This window comes from Streptomyces sp. NPDC054961 (assembly GCF_053609145.1).
The window spans coordinates 112,534-135,614 of record NZ_JBSGWY010000013.1; the positions used below are offsets into that span (position 1 = coordinate 112,534).

The window sequence follows — 23,081 nt, forward strand, 5'->3', positions numbered from 1 at the left end:
CATGTTCAGAAATGTGGGTAGGCTTCCTTCCATGAGCGAGAGAAGCGCCCTTGAGCGGCGGATCCGTGCCTGGTTGACCCTGTTCCTCGTCTGCCTGGTGCTCAGTGGGCTCACGGCCTTCCCCCTGGTCAGCGAACTCCACTGGGCCAACGCCCTGATGGACAACGTGTGGCTGCGGCGGGTCGGCGACGGACTGGACGCGGCGGATTCCCAGTACCCCTTCCTCCTCTACGGCACCGACTGGCTCGCCTTCGCCCACCTGGTGATCGCCGTCTTCTTCTACGGGGTCCACCGCGACCCGGTCCGCAACATCTGGATCGTGGACGCCGGCATCATCGCCTGCGCCGGCATCATCCCGCTGGCCCTGATCTGCGGCCCCATCCGGGGCATCCCCTTCTGGTGGTCGGTGATCGACATGTCCTTCGGGGTCTTCGGGGTGGTCCCCCTGCTGGTCCTGCGCCGCATGATCAAGCGTCTCGAGGCCGCGACGGCGGCCACCGGCGCGGCCCCGGCCCCCGGGCCCGCCCCGGCGGCCGAGGTCCCTCAGGCCGTCACCGGCCGAGCTCGGCCCGTACGGCTTCCAGCGCGTCCATCCGGTTCGTCGTGATCGAGTCGACCCCGGCCCTGATCAGCCTGCGCATGGACCTCCTGGTGTCCGGGGTCCAGGCGGACACCAGCAGGCCGTCGCGGTGCAGGGCGTCCACCAGCTCCCGGCCGACCAGCCCGAAGCGGTAGTTGAGGAAGCTCGGGGCCACCGCGTCGATCAGCACCCGGCGCGGCGGTGAGAGCGTGGTCCAGGTCAGCGCGATCTCGGCGCCCGGATCGGCGGCGCGCACCGCCAGCATGGTGTCCGGGCCCGCGCAGTAGTACGTGCGCTCGCGCGCCCCGCACTCGCGGACCTGGCCGACGACGGTCCGCACGGACTCGGCGGCCGCCCCCGGCAGGTCGATCATGACCCGGCCCGCGCCGGCCGCCATCAGGGCGTCGCGCAGGGTGGGGACCTGGCCGTCCGTCAGCTCCTTGAGCTGGGCGGCCGTGACGCCGTCGAGCCGGACGTCGTGGCCCCACAGCCGCCGGAGGTCCTCGTCGTGGAGCAGGACGGGGACCCCGTCGCGGGTCATCCGCACGTCGATCTCCACCGCGTCCGCCCCGCGGGCGAACGCGGAGCGGATCGAGGGGAGGGTGTTCTCGCGGACGCGGTAGGGATCCCCGCGGTGGCCTACGGCAGTCAGGATGCGCATGCACCCATTCTGCGCAGCCGTCAGGAGGTCAGCCAGGCGGCGGTGTACGTGTCGATCTCGGCGGCGAGCTTCGCCTTGCCCGCCGGGTCCAGGAACGAGGCCTCCACGGCGTTCTTCGCGAGCTGCGCGAGGCCGAGCTCGTCGAGCTCCAGCAGCCGGGCGGCCACCGCGTACTCGTTGTTGAGGTCCGAGCCGAACATCGGCGGGTCGTCGCTGTTGATGGTGACGAGGACTCCGGCCGCCACCATCTCCTTGACCGGGTGCAGGTCGAGGTCGGTGACCGCGCGGGTGGCGATGTTGGAGGTCGGGCAGACCTCCAGCGCGATGCGGTGCTCGGCGAGGTAGGCGAGCAGCTCGGGGTCCTGCGTGGCGCTGGTGCCGTGGCCGATGCGCTCGGCGCCCAGCTCGCGGATGGCGTCCCAGATGCTCTCCGGGCCGGTGGTCTCGCCGGAGTGCGGCACGCTGTGGAGACCGGCGGCGCGGGCCGCGTCGAAGTACGGCTTGAACTGCGGGCGCGGTACGCCGATCTCGGGGCCGCCGAGGCCGAAGGAGACCAGGCCCGCGGGGCGCAGGTCGACGGCGAGGCGCAGGGTCTCCGCGGCGGCGTCCAGGCCGGCCTCGCCGGGGATGTCGAAGCACCAGCGCAGGATGACGCCGAGCTCGGCCTCGGCGGCCTCGCGGGCGTCCTCGATGGCGGCCATGAAGGCCTTCTCGTCGATGCCGCGGCGGGTGGAGGAGTACGGGGTGATGGTCAGCTCGGCGTACCGGATGTTCTGCCGGGCCATGTCACGGGCCACCTCGAAGGTGAGGTGGCGTACGTCGTCGGGGGTGCGGACCAGGTCGACGACGGAGAGGTAGACGTCGATGAAGTGCCCGAAGTCGGTGAAGGTGAAGTAGTCGGCGAGGGCCTCCGGGTCCGTCGGCACCTTGGAGTCGGGATGCCGGGAGGCGAGTTCGGCGACGATGCGGGGCGAGGCCGAACCGACGTGGTGGACGTGCAGTTCGGCCTTGGGCAGCCCCGCGATGAAGGGGTGCAGGTCGGGCATGAGGGTGCCTCCGGGAGGGCGCGGTGCGGACGGAACGGCCTTCATCGTAGGCAGGACCGGGGGTGTCCGAGGCAGCGCATAGCATGGCTGTACGAGAGGGGGGCGCCTTATGACCGAACAGAGCCCCGAGCCGCGAGACCCGTGGGCGCCGCCGGAGCGGCCCGCGGTCGATCTGGGCAAGCAGCAGGGCACGCCGGGCGGGTCGGGGGTCCACGACCAGCCGACGATCGCGGGCATGACGGGTGCGCCCGCGGACACGGCGATATCCGGCCAACCGCCCACGGCCCCGGCCGCGTCGGCTCCCGCGCCCCAGCCGGGCCCGCCGCCCGCCTACGGGTACCCGGCCCAGCCGGATCCCGGCGGCTACGGATACCCGGCGCAGCCGCCGGCCCCCGCCGGGTACGGGTACCCCGCGCAGCCGCCGGCCCCGCAGGCGGGGTACGCCGGTTACCCGGCCTACCCCGGGTACCAGGGCCACCCCGGGTACCCGTACGCGCCCAAGAGCAACGGCTTCGGGATCACCGCGCTCGTGCTCGGGATCATCGCCGTGATCAGCTGCTACGGCGGCATCCTGTTCGGGATACCCGCCGTCATCTTCGGTGTGCTGGGCCGCGGCAAGGCCAAGCGCGGCGAGGCCGACAACGACGGGATGGCGCTGGCCGGCATCATCACGGGCGCGGTCGGCATCGTGGTGAGCTGCGTGTTCATCGCGATCGCCGTCTTCGCCCTCATGCTCGGCGACCCCGATTCCGGCTTCGAGTCGGACTACTCGACTCCGTACGAGAACACCAAGGTCGTCTACCAGGGCTGAGGCGCCGGGCCCGCACGGGCAGCGCGAAGGGGCCGGGCCGGAGCATCACGCTCCGGCCCGGCCCCGTTCCACGGGTGTGCCCCCGCCCCCGCCCCCGCGCGACCGATGGACGGTCCGGGTCCGGGTCACGCCTCGGCGCGCAGCCGCTCCCGGGCCTCCATCAGGGCGAATCCCAGCAGGTTCAGCCCGCGCCAGCGCGCCGGGTCCAGCGCGCGCTCGTCGTCGGCGGCGAGGCCTATGCCCCAGATCCGGTCCATCGGGCTGGCCTCGACCAGCACCCGGTCCCCGGTGCTCAGCAGGTACGACTTCAGTGCCGGCCCGGAGCCGAACTTGTGCACGCTGCCCTCCACCACCAGCGCGAACCGCTCCCGCTGCCACACGGCGTCGTCGAAGGCGCGCACCAGCCGTCCGGCCTTCTTCGCCTCGGCGGGGGTCTTCGCCTCCAGCGCCGCCCGCTCGGCCGCGGCGTCGCCGAAGAGCCGCGCCTTTCCGGCCATCATCCAGTGCTCCGCGGTGGCGTACCTCACGTCACCCACGGTGAACTCGGACGGCCACCACTGGCTGAGACAGCTCGGCCCGAGGCTTCCGTCAGGCCGCGGGCGGTGTCCCCAGAACGGCAGGAACTTCACCCGCTCACCCCGGCTGACCTGCCCGATCAGTTCCTCGATCATCTCCATGCACGCGAGTCTGGCAGGAGCCACTGACACTTCGTACGGGTTTTCGGGCGCGCCTCGACACATGGTCGACCGATTCCGTCGCGTAATCAAAAGGCAACAACGGAATCACTTGGCCGAGGGGTCTACCTCTGTCAGGATCGGCACTCAATTCGAGCTGTTGCTCGAACTGTAGCTACGGAGAGCGTGAGAGCGTGATGGGCAACCGCTTCCAGGTCAAGGTCCAGGTCAAGGACCGCTTCGCCGCGGGCGCGCAGTACATCGACGGGCAGCTGCGGCCCGGCACCTCGGGCAGATCACACACCGTGATCGACCCCGCGACGGGTGAGGAGGTGCTCACCTACGAGCTGGCCTCCACCGCGGACGTGGACGCGGCCGTCGCCGCCGCGAAGCGAGCCTTCCCCGGCTGGTCCGGCGCCACCCCCGGCGAGCGCTCCGAGGCGCTGCACCGGCTGGCGGCCGTGCTGGCGGAGCGGGCCGGGGAGTTCGCGGAGGCGGAGTCCCTGCAGTGCGGCAAGCCGGTCAAGCTGTCGACGGAGTTCGACGTGCCGGGGACGATCGACAACACCGCGTTCTTCGCTGGAGCCGCGCGCCACCTCCAGGGGCAGGCCGCCGCCGAGTACTCCGGGGACCACACCTCGTACGTGCGCCGGGAGGCGATCGGGGTCGTGGGCTCCATCGCGCCCTGGAACTATCCGCTGCAGATGGCCGCCTGGAAGATCCTTCCGGCGATCGCCGCGGGCAACACCATCGTCCTCAAGCCCGCGGAGCTCACCCCGCTCACCTCCCTGATGTTCGCCCAGGCGGCCAAGGAGGCGGGCCTGCCCGACGGCGTGGTCAACATCGTCACGGGAGCCGGCCGGGACGCGGGCGAGCACCTGGTGGGCCACCCGGACGTGGTGATGACCTCCTTCACCGGTTCCACCGCCATCGGCAAGCGGGTCGCCGAGATCGCCACCGCCACCGTCAAGCGGCTGCACCTGGAGCTCGGCGGCAAGGCCCCGTTCCTGGTCTTCGACGACGCCGACCTGGAGGCCGCCGCGCACGGAGCCGTCGCGGCCTCCCTCATCAACACCGGGCAGGACTGCACGGCCGCCACCCGCGCCTACGTTCAGCGCCCGCTGCACGACGCCTTCGTCGCGAGGGTCGCCGAGCTGATGGAGACCGTCCGCGTCGGAGACCCCTTCGACCCGGACACCGACCTCGGCCCGCTGGTCTCGCACGCCCAGCGCGACCGGGTCGCCGGTTTCGTCGAGCGCGCCCGCGCGTACGCCACCGTCGTCACCGGCGGCGAGATCCCCGAGGGGGACCTCGCGGACGGCGCGTACTACCGGCCGACCCTGATCTCCGGCGCGGCCCAGGACAGCGAGGTGGTCCAGTCCGAGATCTTCGGCCCGGTCCTCGTCGTCCTGCCCTTCGACACCGACGACGAGGGCATCGCGCTGGCCAACGACACCCCGTACGGCCTCGCCGCCTCCGCCTGGAGCCGGGACGTCTACCGGGCGAACCGCGCCACCCGCGAGCTCAAGGCGGGCTGCGTCTGGGTCAACGACCACATCCCGATCATCAGCGAGATGCCGCACGGGGGCTACAAGGCCAGCGGCTTCGGAAAGGACATGAGCACGTACTCCTTCGAGGAGTACACGCAGGTCAAGCACGTGATGTACGACAACACCGCGGTGGCTGCGAAGGACTGGCACCGCACGATCTTCGGGGACCGCACCTAACACTTCGCGGCTGCCGCCGCGGGGCATTCGCCGCCCGACCAGCGGCCCGCACCCATCCCGAAAGGGCACCTCCCATGGAGCAGTTCGAGCCCGACCGCCTCTCGGCGGCGCAACTCGCCGCGATGCGACGCAGTATCGACAGCGGGCGCGGCGCCCTCACCCGCCGTTCGCTGCTGCGCGCCTCCGGAGTCGGAGCGCTCACCCTCGGCGGCCTGTCCGCCGTCGCCGGCTGCGGCATCCCGCCCGCCAAGCGCGAGGGCGAGGCGGCCACGGCCTCCGACGACCACTCGGAGCAGGAGAAGGAGCTCAACTTCTCCAACTGGACCGAGTACATGGACACCAGCGAGGACGAGAAGTCCCGTCCCACGCTGGAGGAGTTCACCCAGCGGACCGGGATCAAGGTCAAGTACACCGAGGACATCAACGACAACGTCGAGTTCTTCGGCAAGATCCGTCCGCAGCTCGCGGCCGGCCAGGACACCGGCCGCGACCTGATCGTGGTCACCGACTGGCTGGCCTCGCGCATCATCCGCCTGGGCTGGGCGCAGAAGCTGGACGCGTCCCGGCTCCCGCACGCCTACGCCAATCTGATCCCGCAGTTCCGCAACCCCGACTGGGATCCGGGCCGCGCGCACAGCTACCCGTGGACCGGCATCGACACCGTCATCGCCTACAACACCAAGGCCACCGACGGCAAGAAGGTCGACTCCGTCACGCAGCTGCTCGACGACCCCTCCCTCAAGGGCCGCGTCGGCTTCCTCACCGAGATGCGCGACAGCGTCGGGATGACGCTCCTGGACCAGGGCAAGGACCCGGCGAACTTCACCGACGCCGACTACGACGCGGCGATCGGGCGGCTCCAGAAGGGCGTCGACAAGAAGCAGATCCGCCGCTTCACCGGCAACGACTACACCGCGGACCTCGACAAGGGCGACCTCGCCGCCTGCCTGGCCTGGGCGGGCGACGTCATCCAGCTCCAGGCCGGCAACCCGGACATCCAGTACGCGATCCCGGCGGCCGGCTACATCACCTCGAGCGACAACCTCCTGGTCCCCGTGAAGGCCCGGCACAAGGCCAACGCGGAGAAGCTCATCGACTACTACTACGAGCCGGCGGTGGCCGCCCAACTGGCCGCGTTCATCAGCTACGTCTGCCCGGTCGAGGGCGTCAAGGACGAGCTGGCCAAGATCGACCCGGCGCTCGCGGACAACGTCCTGATCGTCCCGGACAAGGAGATGGCCGCCAAGTCGCACGCCTTCCGCTCGCTCACCAGCGCGGAAGAGACGGCGTACGAGGAGAAGTTCGCCAAGCTCATCGGAGCCTGAGGGATCCCGCCGCCACCGGCACCCCCACCGGCACCTGCCCCTTCCACGACACCACCACCGAAGGCCCAGGCCCATGACTGACAAGACCGCGAGCGGCGACGTCCGACTCGCCGGGATCAGCAAGCACTACGGTTCCTTCACCGCAGTGCAGCCGCTGGATCTCACCATCCCCCAGGGTTCCTTCTTCGCCCTGCTCGGCGCCTCCGGCTGCGGGAAGACCACCACCCTGCGCATGATCGCCGGCCTGGAGGAGCCCTCGACCGGCACCGTGAGCCTCGGCGACCGCGAGGTCACCCACCTGCCGCCGTACAAGCGGCCGGTCAACACGGTCTTCCAGAGCTACGCGCTCTTCCCGCACCTCGACGTCAGCGAGAACATCGCCTTCGGGCTGCGCCGCCGCGGCATCAAGTCGGTCAAGAAGCAGGTCGACGACATGCTGGAACTGGTCCAGCTCGGCCAGTTCGCCGGGCGCAAGCCGCACCAGCTCTCCGGCGGCCAGCAGCAGCGCGTCGCCGTGGCCCGCGCGCTCATCAACCACCCGCAGGTCCTCCTCCTCGACGAACCGCTCGGCGCCCTCGACCTCAAGCTGCGCCGGCAGATGCAGCTGGAGCTGAAGAGGATCCAGACCGAGGTCGGCATCACCTTCGTGCACGTCACGCACGACCAGGAGGAGGCCATGACCATGGCCGACACGGTCGCGGTGATGAACGGCGGCCGGGTCGAGCAGCTCGGCGCCCCCGCCGAGCTGTACGAGAACCCGAAGACGACGTTCGTGGCGAACTTCCTCGGCACCTCCAACCTCATCGAGGCCGAGGTCCTGGAGGCCGGTCCGGCCGACGTCGTGGTCGGCTCGGCGGGCACGAAGCTCCGCGTCCCGGCCGGGCGGTGCTCGACCGCACCCCGCGCCGGCGGAAAGCTGCTGGTCGGGGTGCGCCCGGAGAAGATCTCCCTGGTCCACGCGGACGAGGCGGACACCATAGCGGCCGGCCGCAACAAGATCGCGGGCAAGATCGCCGAGTCCTCCTTCATCGGCGTCTCCACCCAGTTCGTCATCGACAGCCCGGTCTGCTCCGAGCTGGAGGTGTACGTCCAGAACATCGAGCGCGACGCCCGCCTGGTCCCCGGCGCCGAGGTGATCCTGCACTGGAACCCGGCGCACACCTTCGGCCTCGACGCCGACCAGGACATCGACGCGGGCATCGAGACGGTCGAGGAGGGCGCATGACCGCCCCCGCCCCCGCCCCCGCCGCGGTGTCGCGGGCCGTGGCCGGCGACGGGCCCCCGGTCCACAAGCCGTCCCTGCGCAAGCGCCTGGTCCCGTACTGGCTGCTGCTCCCGGGCATCCTGTGGCTGTTCGTCTTCTTCGTGCTGCCGATGATCTACCAGGCCTCGACCTCGGTGCAGACCGGCTCCCTCGAAGAGGGCTTCAAGGTCACCTGGCACTTCCAGACCTACTGGGACGCCTTCACCGACTACTACCCGCAGTTCCTGCGCTCCCTGCTCTACGCCGGCACCGCGACCGCGCTGTGCCTGCTGCTGGGCTATCCGCTGGCCTACCTGATCGCCTTCAAGGCCGGCCGCTGGCGCAACCTCCTGCTGGTGCTGGTCATCGCCCCGTTCTTCACCAGCTTCCTGATCCGCACCCTCGCCTGGAAGACGATCCTGGCCGACGGCGGCCCCGTGGTCGGCGTCCTGAACTCGATCGGCTTCCTGGACGTCACCAGCTGGCTCGGCATGACCGAGGGCGACCGCGTCCTCGCCACGCCGCTCGCGGTCGTCTGCGGCCTGACGTACAACTTCCTCCCCTTCATGATCCTGCCGCTCTACACCTCGCTGGAGCGCATCGACACCCGCCTCCACGAGGCGGCCGGGGACCTGTACGCCCGCCCCGCCACGGTCTTCCGCAAGGTGACCTTCCCGCTGTCCATGCCGGGCGTGGTCTCCGGAACCCTGCTCACCTTCATCCCGGCGAGCGGCGACTACGTCAACGCCGAGCTGCTCGGCTCCACGGACACCCGGATGATCGGCAACGTCATCCAGTCGCAGTACCTGCGCATACTGGACTATCCGACGGCGGCCGCGCTGTCCTTCATCCTCATGGCCATCGTGCTCGTCATGGTCACCATCTACATCCGCCGAGCGGGGACGGAGGACCTGGTCTGATGAAGAACGCCACCACCTGGCTGCGCCGCAATCTGGTCGTGATCGCGGGCCTCGGCACGCTCGCGTACCTGATCCTGCCGAACGTCGTCGTCACGGTCTTCTCCTTCAACAACCCCGCCGGGCGCTTCAACTACGCCTGGCAGGAGTTCTCCCTCGACGCGTGGAAGGACCCGTGCGGAGTCGCCGACATGTGCGCCTCCCTCTCGCTCTCCCTCCAGATCGCCCTGTGGGCCACCATCGGAGCGACCGTCCTGGGCACCGCGATCGCCTTCGCGATGGTCCGCTACCGCTTCCGGGGGCGCGGCGCGGTCAACTCGCTGATCTTCCTGCCGATGGCCATGCCCGAGATCGTGATGGCCGCCTCGCTGCTCGCCCTCTTCCTCAACATGGGCGTCCAGCTGGGCTTCTGGACGATCCTGATCGCCCACGTCATGTTCTGCCTCAGCTTCGTCGTCGCCGCCGTCAAGGCCCGCGTCCTGTCCATGGACCCCCGGCTGGAGGAAGCCGCCCGCGACCTCTACGCCGGTCCCGTGCAGACCTTCCTGCGGGTGACCCTGCCGATCGCGGCCCCCGGGATCGCGGCGGGCGCGCTGCTCTCCTTCGCGCTCTCGTTCGACGACTTCATCATCACCAACTTCAACTCGGGCAACACCGTCACCTTCCCCATGTTCGTGTGGGGATCGGCCCAGCGCGGTACGCCTGTGCAGATCAACGTCATCGGTACGGCGATGTTCGTCATCGCGGTGCTGGTGGTCCTCGCCGGCCAGATGGTCGGCAACCGCCGCAAGAAAGCACAGCCCAAGTAACACGGGGCAGCACCTGTTGGGAGTTGGAAGACATGGCCCCAGACGCCATGCGCACCGCTGCACGATCCCTTTCCGAGGCGAAGCCGGTCTCGTACTGGCTGGACGACCCCGGCAAGCCCGCCGCCGAGCCCGCCCTCACCGGGGACGAGCACTGCGACCTGCTCGTCATCGGCGGCGGCTACAGCGGTCTGTGGACCGCACTGCTCGCCAAGGAGCGGGACCCCGCCCGGGACGTCGTACTGATCGAGGGGCACGAGGTGGGCTGGGCCGCCTCGGGCCGCAACGGCGGCTTCTGCGCCGCCTCCCTCACCCACGGCCTCGCCAACGGGATGGCCCGCTGGCCCGACGAGCTGGCCACGCTGGAGGAGCTCGGCGCCCGCAACCTCGACGCCATCGAGGCCGCCGTCGCCCGCTACGGCATCGACTGCGACTTCGAGCGCAGCGGCGAGATCGACGTGGCCACCGAGCCGCACCAGGTCGAAGAGCTGCGCGAGCTCCACGAGGAGGCCGGGAAGCTGGGCCTCGCGGGGCGCTCCGAATGGCTGGATCGCGACGCCCTGCGCGCCGAGGTCGACTCCCCGACCTTCCTCGGCGGGATCTGGGACCGCGACGGCGTCGCCATGCTCAACCCGGCGAAGCTCGCCTGGGGCCTGAAGCGGGCCTGCACGGACCTCGGCGTGCGGGTCTACGAGAACACGCGCGGCCTGGACCTGGTGGGCTCGGGGGCCGGGATGGCGGTGCGCACCCCCTACGGGCGGGTCTTCGCCCGCCGGGTGGCCCTCGGCACCAACATCTTCCCGTCGCTGGTCAAGCGGGTACGCCCGCTCACCGTCCCGGTCTACGACTACGCCCTGATGACCGAGCGGCTCTCCGAGGAGCAGCTGGAGTCGATCGGCTGGAGGAACCGGCAGGGACTCGGCGACAGCGCCAACCAGTTCCACTACTTCCGGATCACCCCCGACCGGCGGATCCTGTGGGGCGGCTACGACGCGATCTACCCGTACGGCGGCAAGCTCGACCCCGCGCACGACCACCGGCCCGAGACCTACCTCAAGCTCGCCGAGCAGTTCTTCACCTGCTTCCCGCAGCTGGAAGGGTTGAAATTCAGCCACGCCTGGGGCGGGGCGATCGACACCTGCTCCCGCTTCTCGGCCTTCTTCGGCACCGCGCACAAGGGGAAGGTGGCCTACGCGGCCGGCTTCACCGGGCTCGGCGTCGGCGCCACCCGCTTCGGCGCCGACGTGATGCTGGACCTCCTGGCGGGGGAGCGGACCGAGCGCACGGAGCTGGAGATGGTCCGCTCCAAGCCGATGCCCTTCCCGCCGGAGCCCTTCGCCTGGACCGGGATCACGCTCACCAAGTGGTCCCTGGCACGGGCGGACCGCACGGGCGGGCACCGGAACCTGTGGCTCAAGGCGCTGGACCGCCTCGGCCTCGGCTTCGACAGCTGACGCCGGGCGGCGTCGCGGCCGCCTCCGCCGCCTGACCCTGTGACCCGGTTCACTGCCATGGAGTAACGCAACCCGCGTCATACCCGAGCCCGGCCCCGCTCTCTGCTGTGGAGAACCCTTCACCGCGCACAGAGAGAACGGAGGCCGGGCGATGGCGATCCCCGGGGACGAAGCGGCCGTGCAATGGCTGGTCTCGGCGGCACCCGATCCGCAGGCCTGCCGGCGGGAGTGGGAGCGCAACCCCCTCGGGGTCGCCCTGCTGCCCGCCGGCCGGCGCTGGGACGTACTGATCCTGCCGGGCGACCTGGGGCAGACCGCCCTCGGTGTGCTCGGCCTCCTGACGGACCTGCCCGGCCCGGTGCTCGCCGATTTCGACGACACCCGGCTGGGCTTCTTCGTCCCCCCGGGCACGGCCTCCCGCTGGATCGGGACGGGCGTCCGGGGAGCCGGGCGCGGGACCTGGATCGTGGTCCCCTATCCCGGCCGGGCCACGGGCGGGGTGCGCTGGCTGGTGGTCCCCGACGGGCGGGGCACGCTCACCGATCCGGTGCTGCTGGAGCTCGCGATGCACGAGGCGGCGGCGCGCGCCCTGGGCCGGAGGGGCGGGAAGTCTTGACAAGGGGATTGGTCTGGACCATGTTGGGCGCGCCCCCCTCCACCACCTGTGGCCTGGCTCCATCCCCCCATGCACCGGAGGCAGTTGTGCGCGCACCAAGAGGCGCCGTCAGAAGAACGGCCCTGTCCCTCCTCACCGCCGCCGCCCTCGCGGCGGCCGGCCTCCTCGCCACCGGCCCGTCCGCCGCGGCGGCGGACGCCGACCTCGTCCGCAACGGCGGCTTCGAAGCCGGGCTCGACGGCTGGAGCTGCTCGGCCGCCGGCGGATCCGTCGTCAGCACCCCGGCCCACGCGGGGAGTTCCGCCCTCAAGGGCACCCCGGCCGGGCAGGACAACGCCCGCTGCTCCCAGACCGTCACCGTCAAGCCCGACTCCGCCTACGCGCTGACGGCCTGGGTGCAGGGCGCGTACGTCTACCTCGGCGCCACCGGCACCGGGACCACGGACGTGCAGACCTGGACCCAGACCCCGGGCGCCTGGAAGCAGCTGAGCACGAGCTTCCGTACCGGACCGGGCACCACGTCGGTGACCGTGTACACCCAGGGCTGGTACGGCCAGCCGCCGCACTTCACCGACGACGTCACCCTCGTCGGCCCCGACCCCGGCGGCTCCGGCCCCGGTCAGCCCCAGCCCCCGGCCGCCCCCACCGGCCTGACGGCCTCGGCGGCCTCCCCGGCCTCCGTCGGCCTGAGCTGGACGGCGGCGGCCGGCGCCACCTCGTACAAGGTCTACCGCGACGGCTCCAACCCGACGTCCGTCACCGGCACTTCGGCGACCGTCACCGGCCTCACCGCCTCCACCGCCTACTCCTTCCAGGTCAGCGCGGTCAACGCGGCCGGCGAATCCCCGAAGGGCACCGCCGTCGCGGTGACCACGCCGGGCGGCGGCGACCCGGGCAACCCCGGGCTGCCCGCGCACGCCCTCGTCGGCTACCTGCACACCAGCTTCGCCAACGGCTCCGGCTACGTCCGGATGGCCGACGTGCCCGCCTCGTGGGACGTCATCAACCTGGCCTTCGGCGAACCGACTTCGGTGACCTCGGGCGACATCCGCTTCCAGCTCTGCCCGGTGAGCGAATGCCCGAACGTCGAATCGGCCGCGGAGTTCAAGGCGGCCGTCAAGGCCAAGCAGGCCGCGGGCAAGAAGGTCCTGATCTCCATCGGCGGCCAGAACGGACAGGTCCAGCTGGGCACCACGGCCGCCCGTGACACCTTCGTCTCCTCCGTCAGCAGGATCATCGACGAGTACGGGCTCAACGGCCTCGACATCGACTTCGAAGGCCACTCCCTCTCGCTGGCGACGGGGGACACCGACTTCCGGGCCCCCACCACCCCGGTGATCGTCAACCTGATCTCCGCCGTCAAGACCCTCAAGGCCAGGTACGGACCGGACTTCGTCCTGACCATGGCCCCCGAGACCTTCTTCGTCCAGCTCGGCTACCAGTACTACGGCTCCGGCCCCTGGGGCGGCCAGGACCCGCGAGCGGGCGCCTACCTCCCGGTCATCCACGCCCTGCGCGACGACCTCACCCTGCTCCACGTCCAGGACTACAACTCGGGCTCGATCATGGGCATCGACAACCAGTACCACTCCATGGGCGGCGCCGACTTCCACATCGCCATGACCGACATGCTGCTCACCGGCTTCCCCGTCGCGGGGAACACCTCCCGCGTCTTCCCGCCGCTGCGCCCGGAACAGGTCGCCATCGGCCTCCCGGCCACCACCAACGCGGGCAACGGGCACACGTCCCCGGCGGAAGTGACCAAGGCGCTGGACTGCCTGACGAAGCACACCGGCTGCGGCTCCTACCAGACCCACGGCACCTGGCCCGCGCTGCGCGGCCTGATGACGTGGTCGGTCAACTGGGACCGCTTCGGCGGCTGGGAGTTCTCGAAGAACTTCGACGCCTACTTCGGCGGCTGACGGGCCGGGTCCGCCCCCGTCACCGCCACCGCGTCCGCCCCTGCCCCTGCCGCCGCGTCCGCCCCGTCCCCGGGAACCGTCACGGCCGGACCGCGCCCCCCGGGGACCGCGGTCCGGCCCGGACACCGCGGGCTCGGCCGACAAGATCCGGAAGGGACGGCCTAGTCACCGGAGCAGCCGAGGAAGCCCACGTGGGTGGGCTCGGCTCCCTCGGCGCCGGGTCCCTCGGCCCCGGTCCCTTCTTCCCCGTACAGGAGCACGTACAGGCCGCCCCAGTGCGGGAACTCCTCACCCAGCAGGCTCTGTTCGTACTCCTCGTGGCTCATCGCCCGCCCGGCCGCGGCCACCAGCTCCTCGAACCGGCCGACCGTCGGCCGCCGGTCACCGAAGTGGTGCAGCAGGCGCTCGGCGGACAGCGGCCGCAAGGTGCCCTCCGGGTCACCCCCGGAGCCGGTGGTGGCCACCGGGACGTCGAGGATCGTGTGCGTGCCGCCCGTGCCCATGAACTCGCCGTCCGCCCACAGGGCGGCCAGGTCCGGGTAGTCGCCGGTCTCGCCGAACTCCTCGACGAACACCCGCGCGTGCAGGGCGTCCAGGGAGGCCTGCACGTCCCCCTCATACGTCGTCACGTAGTCCCAGCCACTGGCACCCATGGCGCCCCCGCCCTTCGTTGGAGAAAGAATCCCAAGATCGGCAGAATCCTAGGCGGAGGGTCCGACAGGCCGTGCGGCCCACCGGCGGACGCCCAGCAGGAGCGGCGTGCACATCAGGAGGCTGGCCAGGACGTCCAGTGGCCAGTGGTAGCCGCGCAGGATCAGCCCCGTGGCCGTCAGGGCGGTGAGGACGGCGGCGACGAGCAGGGGCCAGGGGCGCCGGGTGTGGGGGCGCACCAGCAGGGCCGCGGCTCCGTAGGCCACGTACGCGGTGGCGGTGTGGCCCGAGGGGAAGTAGCCGGAGGCCCAGGGCTCCAGGGGGCCCGGGCGGGCGGTCCACTCCTTCAGCGGGACGACCAGGGCCGGTACGAGGGCCATGGCCAGCGCGGCGGCCACGGCGCCGCGGCGGTCGCCGCGCCGGGCCGCGTAGGCGATCGCGAGGACCAGGACGGGCACGGCGACCGGGATGTTGCCGAGGTCGGAGAGGCGTTGGGTGACCGCGTCCGGGACGGTGCGCACCACGGCGCGGCTGAGGCCGGCGTCGGGGGTCAGCAGGGGACCCGACGCGAGGACCTGCCAGGTGATCAGGGCGAAGAGCGCGGCGCAGAGGGCGCAGAGCGCGGCGAGGAGAGTGGCCGGCCGTCCCGGAACAGGGGGGGTGGTTCCGGGACGGCCGCCCGGACCGGGTTGCCGTGCGCCCCGGGGGGTTTGGGGCGTACGGCTGTCCGATCGGTGAGGAGTGTGCGCGAACGCATGCCCAGTGCGGCGCTGGGGAAGCCCGGTACTGGTGTCGCCCCCGGTTTCCCGGGAGCGGGGTGTCTCACTCATCTGCAGAAACCGTACGGCAGCGACAGGGGGACCGACAGCAGGAAAACGCTCCCGCCATCGGCCCCCCACACGTTCTTCACAGGGTCCGACCGTTACCGCCGGTAGTGGCCGGGGCCTGATCGAGCATTCTGCCCGTACGTTCTACCGCGCGTGTCAGACGTTCGATCAGAGGGCCGCGAACGCGGCCTCGATGACGTCCAGACCCTCGTTGAGCAGGTCCTCGCCAATGACGAGCGGCGGGAGGAAGCGGAGCACGTTGCCGTAGGTGCCACAGGTGAGGACGAGCACGCCCTCGGCGTGGCAGGCCTTGGCGAGCGCGCCGGCGGCCTCCGGGTTCGGGGTCTTGGAGGCCGGGTCCTTCACGAGCTCGATCGCGATCATGGCGCCGCGGCCGCGGATGTCGCCGATGATCTCGTACTTCTCCTGCATGGCCGTCAGGCGGGCCTTCATGACCGACTCGATCTTCTTCGCCGCGGCGTTGAGGTCGAGCTCCTTCATGGTCTCGATGGAGCCGAGCGCGCCGGCGCAGGCCACCGGGTTGCCGCCGTAGGTGCCGCCCAGCCCGCCGCCGTGGACGGAGTCCATCATCTCGGCGCGGCCGGTCACGGCGGCGAGCGGCAGACCGCCCGCGATGCCCTTGGCGGTCGTGATCAGGTCGGGGACGATGCCCTCGTCCTCGCACGCGAACCACTGGCCGGTGCGGCAGAAGCCGGACTGGATCTCGTCGGCGACGAAGACGATGCCGTTGTCGTTGGCGAACTTCACGAGCGCCGGCAGGAAGCCCTTGGCCGGCTCGATGAAGCCGCCCTCGCCGAGGACCGGCTCGATGATGATCGCGGCGACGTTGTCGGCGCCGATCTGCTTGGAGATCTGGTCGATCGCCTGGGCGGCGGCCTCGGGGCCGCAGTTCTCGGCGCCGGTGGGCCAGCGGTAGCCGTAGGCGACCGGGACGCGGTAGACCTCGGGGGCGAACGGTCCGAAGCCCTGCTTGTACGGCATGTTCTTCGAGGTCAGCGCCATCGTGAGGTTCGTACGGCCGTGGTAGCCGTGGTCGAAGACGACGACGGCCTGGCGCTTGGTGTACGACCGCGCGATCTTGACGGCGTTCTCGACGGCCTCGGCGCCGGAGTTGAACAGGGCCGACTTCTTCGCGTGGTCACCCGGGGTGAGCTCGGCGAGGGCCTCGCAGACCTCCACGTAGCCCTCGTAGGGGGTCACCATGAAGCAGGTGTGGGTGAAGTCGGCGAGCTGCGCGGAGGCGCGGCGCACGACGGCCTCGGCGGAGGCGCCGACGGAGGTCACGGCGATGCCCGAGCCGAAGTCGATCATGCGGTTGCCGTCGACGTCCTCGACGATGCCGCCGCCCGCGCGGGCCGTGAAGACGGGGAGCACGGAGCCCACGCCGCCGGCCACCGTCGACAGGCGGCGGGCCTGCAGCTCCTGCGACTTGGGGCCGGGGATCGCGGTGACGATGCGGCGCTCCTGCGGGACAGCGGTCATAGGGGGCTCCTGGGGGGTGTTTTCGGACGCACTTGTGTCTTTGTCCGCAGGCTAGGCCCGGGGGGCCCGGTCCTGCATGCTCCGTTCGGGAGTGGTGCCCGCGTGTCCTTGTCCGTGACGGCCATAGGAAGGAATCCGCACGTGTCGTGTGGATCATGACCGGGTTCGGGTCGCGGGGCGGCGCCGACCACTAGATTGGGCGCGCAGCACAGTGCGGTAACGGGCAGGGGGCAGGGGTTTCATGGACACCGACGGCACGCACGGCACGCACGAGAAGCGGGCTCCGCGCACCACCGGGCACGTCCCCCGGCCGGCGGGACCGCCGGCCCCTCCCCGCATGCCGCCGGCCCTCCCGCCGATGCCCGCGCACGCGCCGCCCGCGGGCGCCGGCGCGGCTCCCCGTCCGGGGACGGCGGCGGCGACGGCGCCGGCCGCGGGGGTCACGCTCGTGGACTGGCTGCGCGTTCCGCGCCCCGCCGCGGGTCCCGGCGTCTGGCGCCACGCCCACGTCCCCCCCGCGCCCCGGCCCGAGGTGACCGACGCCTCCCTCCTCAAGCGGGTCGGGATCTCCCTCGTCCTCTGCTTCGTGCTCTGGCGGCTCTTCGTGGCCGGGTCGCTGCCCTTCGCCGGAGTGCCGCTCGACCTCTTCACCCCCGAGGACTGGTGGACCCACGGGCTGCGGCGGGAGCCCGTGGACCACCGGGGCCTGGCCGCGACCGAGCTCTACGAGCTGCTGGTCACCCTCGGGATGGTCTACGCGTTCGCGCAGGTCGGCGGCTGGCGCACCGCCTTCGACCGGCTGGTCGTCGCCCGCGGGCCCTGGTACCGCGCGCTCGGCGCGCTGATCGGCGCCCTGGTGCTGACCCTGCTCATCGTGAGCGAGACCCTGCCGGCCTACCCGCTCGCCTTCGCCCACCTGCCGTACGCGGAACTGGGCGGGGCGGCCAGTTCCGCCGTCACCTATCTCCTCTACGCGGTGATCTACCTCCCCGTCATCCTCTTCTTCGGGCGGCTCGGCGACTGGGCCGGGCTGGTCCACGGAGCCCTCACGGGCACGGGCGCGCCCACCGGCGCCGGCCCGGCCGTCCCGCTCCCGGGCACTCCGGCCGGCCCGGCAGGCCCGGCCGGCCCCGAGGACCCCGCCGGCTGGCCGCAGCTGCGCGCCGCCGGGCTGGGGGAATCCGCCGACCGGCTGGCCGCCGAGGCCGCCGCCGGGCGCATGAACGACGTCGACCACGTGCGCATCCGGCGGGCCTGGGACTCCGTCCTGGCGGACCCCGCCCGCCGCACCGCCTTCGTCCAGGCCGTACGGGACAAGGGCGCCGCCGCCTGCGGCCACCCCTCCGGAGCCCGCGACCTGCCCGTCCGCGCCGCCCACCACGACCTCACCGTCTCCCAGGTCCGCCTCGGCGCGGTCACCGACGCCGAGCCCAACCCCCACGAGCGCCGCGGGACCGGGCTGGCCCTGGACCCGGGGGTGCTCGGCACCTCGATGCTCGCCGTCGGGCCCTCGGGAGCGGGCAAGACCGGCCGCCTGGTCCGGCCCGTCGTCGAGTCGCTGATGCTCCAGGCGCTCGCCGGCGAGGCCGCCGTCATCGTCGTCGCCGCGGCCGGCGCGCCGCTCGGACCCGACGAGGCCTACGACATCGTCGTGCGCCCCGGCGACCCGGCGTCCGTCCACGACCTCGACCTCTACGGCGGCGCCACCGACCCCGACGAGGCGGCCTCCCTCCTCGCCGAGGCCTTCGTGGGCGATGTGCCCGGCCTGGACGTACGCCGCTGCGCGACCGCCCTCGCCCAGCTGATCGGCCCCTTCCGGGCCGCCCACGGCCGCTTCCCCACCGTGCCCGAACTGCGCGAACTCCTCGACGGACTGCCGTCCGCCCTCGGCGCGCTGCGCCAGGCGCTGGAGAACGCGGGCCGTCAGGCCATGCTGCGCGAGCTCGACGCCCGGACCCGGCAGCAGGGGATCCACGGCGACCCCGGCCCCGTCCTGGCCGACCGCGTCGCGCTCCTCGACCGGCCCGCCTTCCACGGGTTCTTCGACACCACCGGCGCCGGGCGGCCCTTCTCCCCGCGCGCCCTCGAACACCCCATCCGGGTCCGCGTGGACCTCCCCGAGCGCGGCCACGCCGACGCCTCCCGGCTGCTGGCCCGGCTGCTGCTCGCCCAGTTCAACGCCTCGGTCGCGGCGCGCGCCGACCGCTCGCTCTTCGCCTTCCTCGCCTTCGACGACGCCTCGCGGACCCTCACGCCCGAGGCCGTGCGCGGGGTGCAGCGGCTCCGCTCGGCGAACGCGGGGGTCCTGCTCGCGCTGCGCACCCTGGACGACGTACCGGAACCGCTGCGCACCCCGCTGCTCGGGGCCGTCGGCTGCCGGGTGGCCTTCTCCGGCGTGACCACCTGGGACGGCAAGTGGTTCGCCGACGCCTGGGGCACCGAACTGGTCGAGACGCGGGACGTCACGAGCCGGACGGTCTACGCCGAGCGGCCCATGACCCGGTTCCTGCACACGCTGCGCAAGATGGTCACCGGCAAGGCGGTCACCACGGACGCGGTCACCGTGCGGCAGGTGGAACGCGAGCGCTGGTCGGCCTCCGCCCTGGCCAACACTGTGCCCCCCGGCCACGCCGTCCTCTCCCTCACCTCCGTCCGCGGCGAGCGGGCCGCCCCGCTGCTGGTACGGCTCGGCGGGACGGGCTGAGCCGACGGGCCCGGCCCGAGGGGGCCGCGGCCGTCCCGCCGGGCCGAGCTGAGCCGACCCGTACGGGGTGGCAGAATCAAGGGGAGCTCTTCGTACGACACGGCGAAATCCGCAGTGGCCTCCCACGGCGAGGGTCCTCCTCCGCCGACGCCTCGCGGCCTCGCCGACGCCCCGCCGCCGCCATCTCGCCGCCGCCCCTCCTCCCGCTAAGGCCCCCGGTACCCATGCCGCTCACCCTCGCCTCACTCGTCCAGCACTCGGCGCTCAAGCTCGGCGTCCGGGCCGGGGAGAGCCGCCTCGACACCCCGGTGCGCTGGGCCCACGTCAGCGAGCTCGCCGATCCCGTCCCCTACATGGAGGGCGGCGAGCTGCTCCTCATCACCGCGATGAAGCTGGACGCGGAGGACCCCGAGGAGATGCGCCGCTACGTGCGCAGGCTCGCGGCGGCCGGGGTCGTCGGCATCGGCTTCGCCATCGGCGTCAACTACGACGCCGTGCCCGAGGCCCTGGTCGAGGCGGCCCGCGCGGAGGACCTGCCGCTGCTGGAGGTGCCCCGGCGGACCCCGTTCCTCGCCATCAGCAAGGCCGTCTCCGCCGCGCTCGCCGCCGACCAGTACCGGGCCGTGACCGCCGGCTTCGAGGCGCAGCGCGAGCTCACGCGGGCCGCGCTGTCCGCCGACGGCCCCGGCGAGCTGCTGACCAAGCTCGCGGCGCACGTGCACGGCTGGGCCGCCCTGTACGACACCTCGGGCGCGGTCGTCGCCGCCGCGCCCGACTGGGCGGCGCGCCGGGCGGCCAGGCTGACCCCGGACGTGGAGCGGCTGCGGGAGCGGCCCGCCCCGGCCAGCGCCGTCGTCGGCGGCTCGGAGGACCGGGTCGAACTGCAGTCCCTGGGTACCGGGCGCCGCGCCCGCGGCGCCCTCGCCGTCGGCACGGGAGCGCCCCTCGGCACGGCCGAGCGGTACGCGGTCCACTCGGCGGTGGCGCTGCTCACCCTCACCACGGAACGTTCCCGCTCCCTGAACGACGCGGAGTCCCGGCTCGGCGCGGCCGTGCTCCGCATGCTGCTGGCCGGGCAGGCCGAGCACGCGCAGAGCGTCGCAGGGGATCTCTACGGGGCCCTGCTGGACGCCCCCTTCCGGATCCTGGTGGCGGAGCCCGCACTGGCGGGCACCGCGCAGCCGCAGGGCCTGGCCCTGCTGGCCGACGCGGTGGAATCGGCCGCGGCGCGCACCGGGGAGACCCTGCTGGTGGTGCCGGAACCGGGCCGCCTCGTCGTGCTGGCGGCCGACGGGGGCTCGGCGGTGCGGGCGTGCTCCGAACACGCGGAGGCACTGGAATCGCGGCGCGGCCGGGACGCGGCGCAGCCGGAGCCCGACGAGCTGGTCCTGGGCCTGTCGGCGCCCGCGGTGGCCTCCGGGGTGGCGGCCGCCTTCAAGCAGGCCGACCAGGCCCTGGTCGTGGCCCGGCGGCGAGGCCGCCCGATGGCCGAGCACGAGGACCTGGCGGCGGGCTCCGTCCTGCCGCTGCTGGCCGACGACGCGGTACGGGCCTTCGCGGACGGCACGCTGCGGGCGCTGCGCGACCACGACGAGAAGGGCCGGGGCGACCTGGTGGCCTCGCTCCAGGCGTGGCTCTCCCGGCACGGCCAGTGGGACGCGGCGGCCGCCGACCTCGGCGTCCACCGCCACACGCTGCGCTACCGGATGCGGCGCGTCGAGGAGATCCTCGGGCGCTCCCTGGACGACCCGGACGTCCGCATGGAGCTCTGGCTGGCCCTCAAGGCCACCTCGGCCCCCTGAAACGCGTTCGTCCGGGACGCCGCCGGCCCCGCCCTCCGGGCGGCCGGCGCCCCTTCGGCGACCCTCCCCGACGGTGCGGCGCCCGGCCCGACACTGACAAAGCGGCGCGCCGCGCGGAGCACGTACTCCATGCCGGACAAACGCCGAATCCCCGGCGGAGTCCTACGGTGGAGGTGACAAGGACCCACCGCACACACTCCGAAGGGCCGGGATCCGCATGACTTCCACCCACGCCTTCTGGCTCGCCGGCCGCCAGGCCACCGGCGACGACAGCTTCGACGTCCACTCCCCGTGGGACGGCCGCCTCGTCGGTACCGTGAGCGTCCCCACCGACGCCCAGGTCGAAGAGGCCGTGGCCGCCGCGCACGCCGTGACGGCGGAGTTCTCGGCCACCCCCGCCCACGTACGGGCCGAGGCCCTGGCCCACGTCTCCCGGCGGCTCGTCGAGCGCACCGAGGAGATCGCCCTGCTGATCTCCGCCGAGAACGGCAAGCCGGTCAAGTGGGCCCGCGGTGAGGTCGGCCGTGCGGTGTCCGTGTTCCGCTTCGCCGCCGAAGAGGCCCGCCGCTTCAACGGCGGAGAGGCCCAGCGCCTGGACACCGACGCCGGCGGCGTCGGCCGCCTCGCCCTGACCCGCCGCTTCGTCAAGGGCCCGGTCCTCGGCATCGCGCCGTTCAACTTCCCGCTGAACCTGTGCGCCCACAAGGTGGCCCCCGCCATCGCCGTCGGCGCGCCGATCATCCTGAAGCCGGCCCCGGCCACCCCGCTCTCCGGTCTGATCATCGGTGAGCTGCTGGCCGAGACCGACCTGCCGGCCGGTTCCTGGTCCGTGCTCCCCGTCGCCAACGACAAGATGCCGGAGCTGGTCAAGGACGAGCGCCTGCCCGTCATCTCCTTCACCGGTTCGGACAAGGTCGGCTACGCCATCCAGCAGGCCGTGCCCCACAAGCACTGCACCCTGGAGCTCGGCGGCAACGCCGCGGCCGTGGTCCTGGAGGACTGGTCCTCGGAGGCCGACCTCGACTGGGCCGCGACGCGCATCGCGACCTTCTCGAACTACCAGGCCGGCCAGTCCTGCATCGGCGTGCAGCGCGTGATCGCCGACGCGACCGTCTACGACCGCCTCGTCGAGAAGGTCGTCACCAAGGTCCGCGAGCAGGTCACCGGCGACCCGAACGACTCCGCCACCGACGTCGGCCCCCTCGTCTCCGAGGACGCCGCGAAGCGCGTCGAGTCCTGGGTCGACGAGGCCGTGGCCGCCGGAGCCAAGCTGCTCACGGGCGGCAAGCGCGAGGGTGCCTCGTACGAGCCCACCGTCGTCGCCGAGGTGCCCGACGGCGTCAGCCTCGCCACCGAGGAGGTCTTCGGACCGGTCCTCACCCTGCGCCGGGTCGAGAACACCGACGAGGCCTTCGCCGCCGTCAACGACTCGAAGTTCGGTCTGCAGGCGGGCGTCTTCACGCGGAACATCCAGACCGCGTTCCGCGCCCACCGCGAGCTCGAGGTCGGCGGCGTGATCGTCGGCGACGTCCCGTCCTACCGTGCCGACCAGATGCCGTACGGCGGTGTCAAGCAGTCCGGTGTGGGCCGCGAGGGCGTGCGCTACGCGATGGACGACTACACCTACGAGCGGGTCATGGTCCTCAGCGGCCTCGACATCTGACCGACTCGCAGGCCATGGAGCCGAGGGGGGGGGGGCCCGGGGGGGGGGGGGGCGCCGGCCCGCCCCCCCCCCCCCCCCCCCCCCCCCCCCCGCCCCGGGGTGCTCTCAGCGAGGCGCCCCCGGGTTGGCCCGCTGCCTAGTATACACTC

At 72.4% G+C, this 23,081-nt stretch carries 19 protein-coding genes; 13 read left to right on the top strand and 6 right to left on the bottom strand.

All coding sequences use genetic code 11. The features are described from left to right. Window positions 1-31 precede the first annotated feature (31 nt). The gene (locus tag ACWF9Z_RS15040; RefSeq protein ID WP_453602074.1) at window positions 32-607 is read left to right on the top strand and encodes a hypothetical protein; all 576 of its coding nucleotides are present in this window, start codon (window positions 32-34) and stop codon (window positions 605-607) included. Here ACWF9Z_RS15040 and ACWF9Z_RS15045 read toward each other — a convergent pair. Next, window positions 552-1,241, bottom strand: coding sequence for a glycerophosphodiester phosphodiesterase (locus ACWF9Z_RS15045; RefSeq protein WP_453602076.1), 690 nt, complete (start codon window positions 1,239-1,241; stop codon window positions 552-554). The genes ACWF9Z_RS15040 and ACWF9Z_RS15045 overlap by 56 nt on opposite strands. A 20-nt stretch (window positions 1,242-1,261) precedes the next feature. Continuing rightward, entirely contained in the window at window positions 1,262-2,287 is a 1,026-nt protein-coding gene (locus ACWF9Z_RS15050) for an adenosine deaminase (RefSeq protein ID WP_453602079.1), read from the bottom strand. 109 nt (window positions 2,288-2,396) lie between these two features. Between ACWF9Z_RS15050 and ACWF9Z_RS15055 the strand changes: the two genes are divergently transcribed. Continuing rightward, window positions 2,397-3,098 (top strand): DUF4190 domain-containing protein, encoded by a 702-nt coding sequence (locus tag ACWF9Z_RS15055; RefSeq protein WP_453602082.1) that lies wholly within the window; start codon window positions 2,397-2,399, stop codon window positions 3,096-3,098. Window positions 3,099-3,223: 125 nt separating this feature from the next. Here the strand turns inward: ACWF9Z_RS15055 and ACWF9Z_RS15060 are convergent, their stop codons facing one another. Next, entirely contained in the window at window positions 3,224-3,775 is a 552-nt protein-coding gene (locus ACWF9Z_RS15060; protein ID WP_453602085.1) for an NADAR family protein, read from the bottom strand. Window positions 3,776-3,969: 194 nt separating this feature from the next. Here ACWF9Z_RS15060 and ACWF9Z_RS15065 point away from each other — a divergent pair, with 194 nt between their 5' ends. The 8 genes from ACWF9Z_RS15065 (at window position 3,970) to ACWF9Z_RS15100 (ending at window position 13,782) form a co-directional block, all read left to right on the top strand. After that, window positions 3,970-5,499 carry a gamma-aminobutyraldehyde dehydrogenase gene (locus tag ACWF9Z_RS15065; protein WP_453602193.1) on the top strand — a complete coding sequence of 510 codons (1,530 nt, stop codon included), beginning with the start codon at window positions 3,970-3,972 and terminating at the stop codon, window positions 5,497-5,499. 74 nt (window positions 5,500-5,573) lie between these two features. Continuing rightward, window positions 5,574-6,824, top strand: a complete 1,251-nt coding sequence (locus tag ACWF9Z_RS15070) for an ABC transporter substrate-binding protein (RefSeq protein ID WP_453602088.1) — start codon at window positions 5,574-5,576, stop codon at window positions 6,822-6,824. 73 nt (window positions 6,825-6,897) lie between these two features. Then, window positions 6,898-8,049, top strand: coding sequence for an ABC transporter ATP-binding protein (locus ACWF9Z_RS15075; RefSeq protein WP_453602091.1), 1,152 nt, complete (start codon window positions 6,898-6,900; stop codon window positions 8,047-8,049). Next, on the top strand, window positions 8,046-8,987 hold the full coding sequence (locus ACWF9Z_RS15080) for an ABC transporter permease (RefSeq protein WP_453602094.1): 942 nt from the start codon (window positions 8,046-8,048) through the stop codon (window positions 8,985-8,987). The genes ACWF9Z_RS15075 and ACWF9Z_RS15080 overlap by 4 nt, the downstream gene beginning before the upstream one ends. Further along, complete coding sequence (locus ACWF9Z_RS15085; protein WP_356653296.1) at window positions 8,987-9,793, top strand: ABC transporter permease; 807 nt, start codon at window positions 8,987-8,989, stop codon at window positions 9,791-9,793. Before ACWF9Z_RS15080 ends, ACWF9Z_RS15085 begins: the two co-directional genes overlap by 1 nt. Window positions 9,794-9,825: 32 nt before the next feature. After that, on the top strand, window positions 9,826-11,244 hold the full coding sequence (locus ACWF9Z_RS15090) for an NAD(P)/FAD-dependent oxidoreductase (RefSeq protein ID WP_453602097.1): 1,419 nt from the start codon (window positions 9,826-9,828) through the stop codon (window positions 11,242-11,244). Between the two features lie 151 nt (window positions 11,245-11,395). Continuing rightward, the gene (locus ACWF9Z_RS15095; RefSeq protein ID WP_453602100.1) at window positions 11,396-11,860 is read left to right on the top strand and encodes a hypothetical protein; all 465 of its coding nucleotides are present in this window, start codon (window positions 11,396-11,398) and stop codon (window positions 11,858-11,860) included. Between the two features lie 86 nt (window positions 11,861-11,946). Next, window positions 11,947-13,782: a chitinase gene (locus ACWF9Z_RS15100; protein ID WP_453602103.1), complete on the top strand. Its 1,836-nt coding sequence runs from the start codon at window positions 11,947-11,949 to the stop codon at window positions 13,780-13,782. A gap of 161 nt (window positions 13,783-13,943) precedes the next feature. Here ACWF9Z_RS15100 and ACWF9Z_RS15105 read toward each other — a convergent pair whose 3' ends face one another. The 3 genes from ACWF9Z_RS15105 to gabT all read right to left on the bottom strand — a co-directional run bounded on the left by ACWF9Z_RS15105 (window position 13,944) and on the right by gabT (window position 16,763). After that, on the bottom strand, window positions 13,944-14,435 hold the full coding sequence (locus ACWF9Z_RS15105) for a hypothetical protein (protein WP_453602106.1): 492 nt from the start codon (window positions 14,433-14,435) through the stop codon (window positions 13,944-13,946). 48 nt (window positions 14,436-14,483) lie between these two features. After that, on the bottom strand, window positions 14,484-15,263 hold the full coding sequence (locus ACWF9Z_RS15110) for a phosphatase PAP2 family protein (protein WP_453602109.1): 780 nt from the start codon (window positions 15,261-15,263) through the stop codon (window positions 14,484-14,486). Between the two features lie 165 nt (window positions 15,264-15,428). Next, window positions 15,429-16,763 carry a 4-aminobutyrate--2-oxoglutarate transaminase gene (gene gabT, locus ACWF9Z_RS15115; RefSeq protein ID WP_453602112.1) on the bottom strand — a complete coding sequence of 445 codons (1,335 nt, stop codon included), beginning with the start codon at window positions 16,761-16,763 and terminating at the stop codon, window positions 15,429-15,431. Window positions 16,764-17,004: 241 nt separating this feature from the next. Here gabT and ACWF9Z_RS15120 point away from each other — a divergent pair, with 241 nt between their 5' ends. The 3 genes from ACWF9Z_RS15120 (at window position 17,005) to ACWF9Z_RS15130 (ending at window position 22,932) form a co-directional block, all read left to right on the top strand. Beyond that, window positions 17,005-19,467 carry an ATP/GTP-binding protein gene (locus tag ACWF9Z_RS15120; protein WP_453602115.1) on the top strand — a complete coding sequence of 821 codons (2,463 nt, stop codon included), beginning with the start codon at window positions 17,005-17,007 and terminating at the stop codon, window positions 19,465-19,467. A 224-nt stretch (window positions 19,468-19,691) separates the two neighbouring features. Continuing rightward, a complete protein-coding gene (locus ACWF9Z_RS15125) occupies window positions 19,692-21,269 on the top strand; it encodes a PucR family transcriptional regulator (protein ID WP_453602118.1) in 1,578 nt (525 codons plus the stop codon). A 217-nt stretch (window positions 21,270-21,486) separates the two neighbouring features. Next, window positions 21,487-22,932: an aldehyde dehydrogenase family protein gene (locus ACWF9Z_RS15130; protein WP_453602120.1), complete on the top strand. Its 1,446-nt coding sequence runs from the start codon at window positions 21,487-21,489 to the stop codon at window positions 22,930-22,932. Window positions 22,933-23,081 lie beyond the last annotated feature (149 nt).